The organism is Herbaspirillum sp. SJZ099, from assembly GCF_007828355.1.
In the GTDB taxonomy this organism is placed as follows: domain Bacteria; phylum Pseudomonadota; class Gammaproteobacteria; order Burkholderiales; family Burkholderiaceae_D; genus Herbaspirillum.
Genome location: NZ_VIUO01000018.1, coordinates 1 through 7,524 on the forward strand (window position 1 = coordinate 1; position 7,524 = coordinate 7,524).

At 69.1% G+C, this 7,524-nt stretch carries 3 protein-coding genes; all 3 read left to right on the forward strand.

Annotated elements, in window-relative coordinates; genetic code table 11:
- On the forward strand, nucleotides 1-2,852 hold a 2,852-nt coding region (locus FB597_RS19960), incomplete at its 5' end, for a condensation domain-containing protein (protein ID WP_186442829.1).
- Nucleotides 2,849-5,938: an amino acid adenylation domain-containing protein gene (locus tag FB597_RS19965; RefSeq protein WP_144770505.1), complete on the forward strand. Its 3,090-nt coding sequence runs from the start codon at nucleotides 2,849-2,851 to the stop codon at nucleotides 5,936-5,938. The genes FB597_RS19960 and FB597_RS19965, both read left to right, overlap by 4 nt.
- Before the next feature lie 30 nt (nucleotides 5,939-5,968).
- A partial coding sequence (locus tag FB597_RS19970) for a condensation domain-containing protein (RefSeq protein WP_255517225.1) occupies nucleotides 5,969-7,524 on the forward strand: 1,556 nt, incomplete at its 3' end.

A 7,524-nucleotide genomic window follows, 5' to 3' on the forward strand; every position in this document is an offset into this window, starting at 1 on the left:
TGCCGGCCCTCATCATGGTGCTGGCGGCGTTGCCGCTGAGCACCAATGGCAAGATCGACCGCAAGGCCTTGCCGGCGGTGCAGATCAGCCAGGACGGCGACTACAGCGCCCCGCAAGGCGAGATCGAACTGGCGCTGGCGGCGATCTGGCAGGAAGTGCTGGGCCTGCCCCAAGTGGGACGTCAGGACAATTTCTTTGCCCTGGGGGGGCATTCACTGCTGGCCACCGGCGTGGTGACGCGCTGGCGCGCCCGTCATCCGCAGCACACGCTGACGCTGCACGACCTGTTCGCAGCGCCCGTGCTCAGGGAGCTGGCCGAGGCGATCGCACGCAGCAGCACGCCGCAGGGCGCGGCTCCCGTGCTGCAGCCGGTGGCGCGCACGCCGCGCATGCCGCTCTCGCCGATGCAGCAGCGCCTGTGGCTGGTGCATCGCATGCAGAGCGGGGCAGGGGCGGCGGCTTACAACATGACGGCCGCGCTGCAGTTCGATGGCGCATTGGCTCCGGCCTTGCTGGAGCAGACGCTGGCCCTGCTGGTGCAGCGTCACGAGATCCTGCGCACCAGCTATCACGAGGATGATGAAGGCGAGCCCTTCGCCCGCATCGCGTCGCCCACAGACAGCAGGCCGCCGCTGGCGATACAGGATCTGCGCGCGCAAGCGCCCGCCGTGCAGCAGCAGACGCTGGCCGCATTGATGCGCGAAGAAGCCGCGCGCTCCTTCGATCTCGCCACCGCGCCGCTGCTGCGCGCCGTACTGGTGCAGCTGGCCCCGGCGGCCGATGGCCGCCGGCGCCAGGTGCTGCTGCTGGCCGTGCATCACATCGCCGCCGATGGCTGGTCGGTCGGCGTGCTGATCCGCGAGTTCTCGGCGATCTACCGCGCACTGCACACTGGCCATGCGCCTGCGCTTGCGGCGCCGGCGCTGCAATACAGCGACTACGCGGCGTGGCGGCAGCAACAGGGCATGAGCGCCGCCGAGGAAAACTTCTGGCGTGCGGCCCTGCAAGGGGCCCCAGCGCAGCCGGCCTTGCCAGTGGACCTGCCGCGTCCGGTGCAGTGGTCGGGTGACGGTGCGCGCCTGTCGGTGCGTATCCCGGAATGCCTCGCAGGCCAGTTGCAAGCGCTGGCGCAGGAGCGCGACTGCACGCTGTTCATGCTGCTGCTGGGCAGCTTCCAGCTGCTGGTGCATCGCCTCAGCGGCCAGGACGACCTGCTCATCGGCACCGATGTGGCCGGGCGCGAGCATGAGGCGCTGGAAGAGATGGTGGGCTTCTTCGTCAACGTGCTGCCGCTGCGCTCGCGCCACCAGCCCGAACAGAGCTTTGCGCAATGGCTGGCGGCCACGCGCGGCACGGTGCTCGATGCCTTTGCCCATTCCTCGCTCCCCTTCGAACGCATCGCCGAACTCGCTGCGGCCCGCCGCGACCGTCGCTGGAACCTGCTGGTGCAGTTGCTGTTCGTGATGCAGAACATGCCTGCGCATGACTTTGAATTGCCCGGTCTGCAGGTGCAGGCGCTGCCATCCCGCCATGCCCATGCCAAGTTCGACATCGCGCTCTTCGTCACCCCGGTGGACGGTGCGCTGCAGGCCGACTGGGTCTATGCCAGCCAGGTCTTCCAGGCCGGCACCATGGAACGCATGGCCGCGGCCTGGATCGCGCTGCTGGAGCAGATCGTGGCGCAGCCGCACTGGCCGCTGTCCCGCTATGAAATTCCCCTCATGAAAGAACCCCTGACCATGTCAAGCACAGCCTCCATTTCCACTGCCACAGCGCCGCTGGCCCCGGGCAAGCTCGACAAGCTGAGCAAGCTCAAGGGCCGGGACATTGCGGCCCCCAAGGCGCCCGTGCGCATGAGTCCGCTGCGTCCCGGCGCCGATTTCCCGCTGCTGGTGGAAGCCGCCAGCGCCGATCTCGACACGGTGGCCTGGGCGCGCGCCAACCAGCCGCTGATCGCCAGCCTGCTGGAGCGCCATGGCGGCATCCTGTTCCGCCGCTTTGGCCTGGCCACGCCGCAGGACTTCGAGCGCTTCGCCGAAGCCATCGAGCCCGAGCTGTACGGCAGCTATGGCGACCTGCCCAAGAAGGAGGGCGGCAACAAGACCTATCGTTCCACGCCCTATCCCGAAAAGCAGATGATCCTGTACCACAACGAAAGCGCCCACATCGAACGCTGGCCGCGCAAGCAGTGGTTCTTCTGCGAGCTGCCCTCGCCGGTGGGGGGCGCCACCCCCATCGTCGATTGCCGCGAGATGCTGCGCCGCCTGCCAGCCGGGCTGCGGCGCGAATTCCAGCAGAAGCAGCTCCGCTATGTGCGCACCTTCACGCCGCGTCTGGATGTGAGCTGGCAATCCTTCTTCGGCACCGACGAGCGCGCCGTGGTGGAAGCCCGGCTGACGGCGGCCGGCACCGGCTATCGCTGGCTCGATGACGACACTCTGCAGACCAGCACGCTGTGCCCGGCGGTGATCGTGCATCCGGTCACCGGGGCCGAGGTGTTCTTCAACCAGGTGCAACTGCACCATCCCTATTGCCTGGAGCCGGAAGTGCGCGCCGACCTGCTGGCCATGGTCGGCCCGGAGCGGCTGCCGCGCAATGTGCTGTTCGGTGATGGCACGCCCATTCCCGATGCCGCCATGGCCCTGATCGGCGAACTCTACGAACAATGCGCGGTGCGCTTCGACTGGCAGCAGGGCGATGTGGTCATGCTCGACAACATGCTGGCCGCGCATGCCCGCGATCCCTACGAGGGGCCGCGCAAGATCGTCGTGGCCATGGGCGCCATGGTGGGACGCGCCGAGGTCAGCACGCCCTCGGCCACCGCCGATGAACTGCCGGAGGGCGCAGCATGATGCCGCTGGACCAGACTGTCGCGCTCAGTTCCGAACAGCGCCTGCAGCAGGCGCAACCCCACATCGCCCATACCCTGCAATTGCACTGGCAGGGCCCGTTGGAGCGCGCACGCCTGCAGGCGGCATGGGCCACGGTCGTGGCGCGTCACGCCATCCTGCGTCATGCCTTCGGCCACGTCGAAGGCTATCGCGGCCTGCGCCAGGCGCCGCTGCCGCAGCCTCCGGCCCGGAGCCTGCAGTTGCAGATGCTGCCGGCGGGCGCCGCCATGCCGGCGGTACAGTTCGATCTGGCGCGCGGACACGTGATCCAGGCCTGGCTGGCCCAGGACGAGCCGCAACGTGGTCGCCTGCTGGCGGCGGCCGCGCCCCTGGTGGTCGATGAGCGCAGCCTGTCGCTGCTGGCGGATGAGGTATGGCGCCAGTACCACGATCCGGGCGCGCCGACCGAGGAGGCTTTCCCGTATGCCGATTACGTGCAGTGGCGCCAGTCTCTCGATGAGGATGACGATGCCCGCATCGGCCAGGCCTACTGGGCCAATCAGGCCCAGCAGTTGGGCCAGACGCCGGCGCTGCGGCTGTCCTATCGGCGCGAGTGCGCCTCGGGGGCGGCGGAGCCGGCGCTCCTGCACAGCCGCATCCCTGAGGATGTGGTGACGTCCCTGCAGCAATGGCAGGCCACCCGGCAACTGCAGCCGGCCATCGTCCTGCAGGCGGCCTGGTTGGCGCTGCTGGCCCGCCTGGGGCAGATCGGCCAGGTCGCCTGCGCCTGGCAGCACGATTGCCGCGACGATTACGAACCCATGGCCCAGGCGCTGGGCCTGTATGGCAAAACCCTGCCGCTGGCGCTGAGCGTGCCGCCGCACGCCTCGCTGAGCGAACTGGCGAACCAACTGGCCGCGCAGCAGGAGCAGCATGTGGCGGCCCAGGAATACCTGCCCGATGAGCTGGCCGCCACGCTGCCGGAGATCGGTTTCAGCGCCCGCCATACCGTCGGGCGCTGGCAGGATGGCGCGCTGCAGTGGGAGCTGCACGCAGCGGTAGCGGGCGATGCCCGCCTGGCGCTGGCGCTGCATGCCAATCTGGCCGATCCGGCCGCGCCTTGTCTGCAGCTGCATTACGATGCGCGGCGCTACGACGCCGCCAGCATGGCAGGCTTGCTGCGCCAGTACCAAGCCTGGCTGGCCGAGGCGCTGGCCCAGCCCGATACCGCCTGCGCGCAATTGCAATGGGATGACGCCGCCGCCTGGCCGCAGCGGCTGCCGATGCAGGCAGATACCCTGGCGCTGGGCCACGACAGCCTGCTCACGCACATTGCCGCGCACGCGGTCAACACGCCACAGGCCATCGCCTTGTCCAGCGCCGCCGGCCAGATCAGCTATGCGCAGCTGCTGCAGCGCGTGAACCAGCTGGCGCACTGGTTGCACTCGCAGGGCGTGACACGCGGCGCGCGTGTGGCGCTGGTGCTGCCGCGCTCGCCGGAACTGGTGCTGGCGCTGCTGGCGGTCTGGCGCTGCGGCGCCGCCTACGTCCCCATCGATCCCGACTGGCCCGCTGCGCGCCAGCAGGCGGTGCTGATCGATGCGGCACCGGCGCTGGTGCTGCATGATGGCAAGGCGACAGCCGCCGCCGGGCTGCCTCACGCGCTGTGGCCTGCGGACCTGCAGGGCTATCCCGCGCAGGCTCCGGTGGTCGAGCCGGCGTTGCAGGACCTGGCCTATCTGCTCTACACCTCGGGTTCCACAGGCACGCCCAAGGGGGTGCTGATCGAGCATGCGCAATTGCTCAACTATGTAGTGGCGGCCTCGCAGGGCATGGCGCTGGCGCAATGCCGCTGCTGGGGACTGACCAGCACGGTGGCCGCCGACCTGGGCAATACAGCGCTGTTCGCCGCGCTGTTCCATGGCGCCGAACTGGCCATCGCCGACGCCAGCGACATGCAGGATGGCGCGCATTTTGCCGCCTTCCTGCAGCGTCATCGGGTCGATGCGCTCAAGATCGTGCCTTCGCATCTGGAAGCCTTGCTCGATGGCGGTTCGGCCGTCTTGCCCGCGACCCTGGTACTGGGCGGCGAGACTACCCCTGCGGCCTTGCTGAGGCGAATCTGGCAGTGCCGCCCGCAGGCCCGTATCTTCAACCACTACGGCCCCACCGAAACCACGGTGGGAGTGATGTGGCATGCGTTCTGCGCCAGCGATGCGGCCACCGATGCCGCTGCCGCGCCGCTGACCCGCGTGATGGCCAATTGCCGCGTAGCGATTCTGGATGCCGATCTGCGCCCGGTGCCGGTGGGTGGTACCGGCCAGCTCTGCATCGCCGGGGCCCAGCGCAGCCGCGGCTATCTGAACCGCCCGCAGGAAGATCGCCAGGGCTGGTATCGCAGCGGCGACCTGGCCTGCTATCTGCCGCAAGGCGGGCTGCGCATCCTGGGGCGCGCCGACGAGCAGGTGAAGATCCGCGGCTTCCGCATCGAACCTGCCGAGATCGAAGCGGCCCTGTTGCAGCAAGCCGGCGTGCGCCAGGCCTGCGTCATGCCGCAGGGTGAACCTGCGCGCCTGATCGCCTGGGTGGCCGGCGCGGACCTTGCCGTGGAGCGCCTGCGCCTGGCCTTGCAGGACTTGCTGCCGGAGGCGATGCAGCCGGCGCGCATCGTGGTGCTGCCATCATTCCCGCGACTGGCCAATGGCAAGATCGACCGGCGCGCCTTGCTGGCCGCGCTGGCAGAGCCGCCAGCCGAGGGCGGGCAGGGCAGTCAGGCCGAAGCCGCCCGCGACGATCTCGAATTCGTCGTGCTGGACACCATGCAACAGCTGCTGCCCGCCACTGCCGGGCTGGGCCGCGACAGCGATTTCATCGAAGCCGGCGGGCATTCGCTGCTGGCCATCAAGCTGGTGGCGCGGCTGCGCAAGCTGCTGCAGATCGAGATCGCCCCGGCCCTGGTGTTCGACCACGCCACCCCGGCCGCGCTGGCCGCCGCGCTGCGCGCGCAAGCGCCCGATGCCGCCGCCCTGGCGCAGCTGGCCGGCCTGCGCCGCACGTTGCTGGAAATGCCCGCCGCGCAACGCGACGCCTTGCTGGAACAGGCCTAGTGGCCGGCAATTTTCCTGGATCACGCTTTCATGAACGAAAAAAATCATCAATTGCTGGCACTGCTGCAAGCCGATCAACGCGAACAGGAACGGGCGGCCGATGCCGCGCCTCAGGATGGCCCGGCGCCGCTGTCGTTCTCGCAGCAGCAGCTGTGGTATCTGCACCAGCTGGAGCCGCAACAGACCGCCTACAACCTGACGCGCGCCTTTCGCCTGCGCGGCGTGCTCGATCGCGCCGCCCTGCAGGCGGCCTTCGAGGCCCTGGTCGCACGGCATGCCAGCCTGCGCACGCGCTTCGCCGAGCAGGACGGCGTGGCCTGCCAGGAAGTCCTGCCCGCCGTGGCGCTGCCGCTGCAGTTGAGCGACCTGCGCGATCTACGCCATCTGGCAGCCGATGCGCAGGAAGCACAGCTCGCCGCTGCCATCGAGGCCGCCACGCGCCATGTCTTCGATCTTTCCCGGGCGCCGCTGCTGTTCGTGCATCTGCTGCAACTGGGCGAGCAGGAACATGTGCTCATCATGGGCATGCACCACATCGTCTCCGATGCCTGGTCCAATCCCATCGTCGCGCGCGACCTGCAGCAAGCCTATGCGCAAGCCCTGGCCGGGCAGGCCCCGGCGCTGCCGCCGCTGGCCTTGCAGTACCCCGATCATGCGCGCGTGCAGCGCGCGCGCTGCCAGGGCGACTGGCTGCGGCAGGAACTGGATCACTGGCAAGCCCGGCTGGGCCGGGAAGTGCCGCCGCTGAACCTGCCGGTGGAGCGCGGCGACAGCACCGATGCGCAGGAAGGCGCAGGCTACAGCCTGGTGCTGGAGGCGTCGCTGGCGGCGCGTTTGCGCCAGTTCTGCCAGCAGGAGCGCTGCACCCCCTTCGTGGCGATGCTGGCGGCCTGGCAGGTGGCGCTGCGCCATTGCTGCGGGCAGGGCGATTTCGCCGTCGGCATTCCGCAGGCCGGACGCAACCGGCCGGAGTTGCAGGAGATGGTGGGCTTCTTCGTCACCACCCAGGTGATGCGCGCGCGCCTCGACCCCGGCATGAGTCTGCGCGCGCTGTGCCGCCAGGTGCGCAGCGACACGCTGGAGGCCATGGCGCATGCCGAGCTGCCCTTCGAACTGCTGCTGGAACGCTATCCCGTCGAACGCGGCCTGCCGCGCCATCCGCTGTTCCAGACCCTGTTCGGGCTGCAGGTCGTCGAGGGCAGCGGCACGCTGGATCTGCCGGGGTTGCAGGCCAGCACGCTGGAGATCCCCCTGAATGCGGCCAAATTCGATCTGGCGCTGGACGTCAAGATCATCCGCGGGCAGGTGAACCTGCGGCTGGAATATCGTCGCGCACTGTTCCGTGAGTCCAGCATTGCCAGCATCGCTGCTGTCTATCTCTGCGTACTGGAACAGTTGGCCAGCGCAGCCGATACGGCCATCGGTGAACTGGCGCTGCTCGGCAGGGCGGAACAGGCCATGCTGCAGGCGTGGAGCGCCAATCCGCAGGCGCATGAAGCCGGCAACGTGCTGGCGCTGATCGAAGCGCAGGTGCAGGCGCATCCCAAACGGGCCGCCTTGCGGGTGCCGCATACCGGGCAAACGCT

Excerpts from the sequence above, each read along its gene's own strand:
- FB597_RS19965 (WP_144770505.1), top strand. The coding sequence starts at position 2,849 with ATGATGCCGCTGGACCAGACTGTCGCGCTCAGTTCCGAACAGCGCCTG.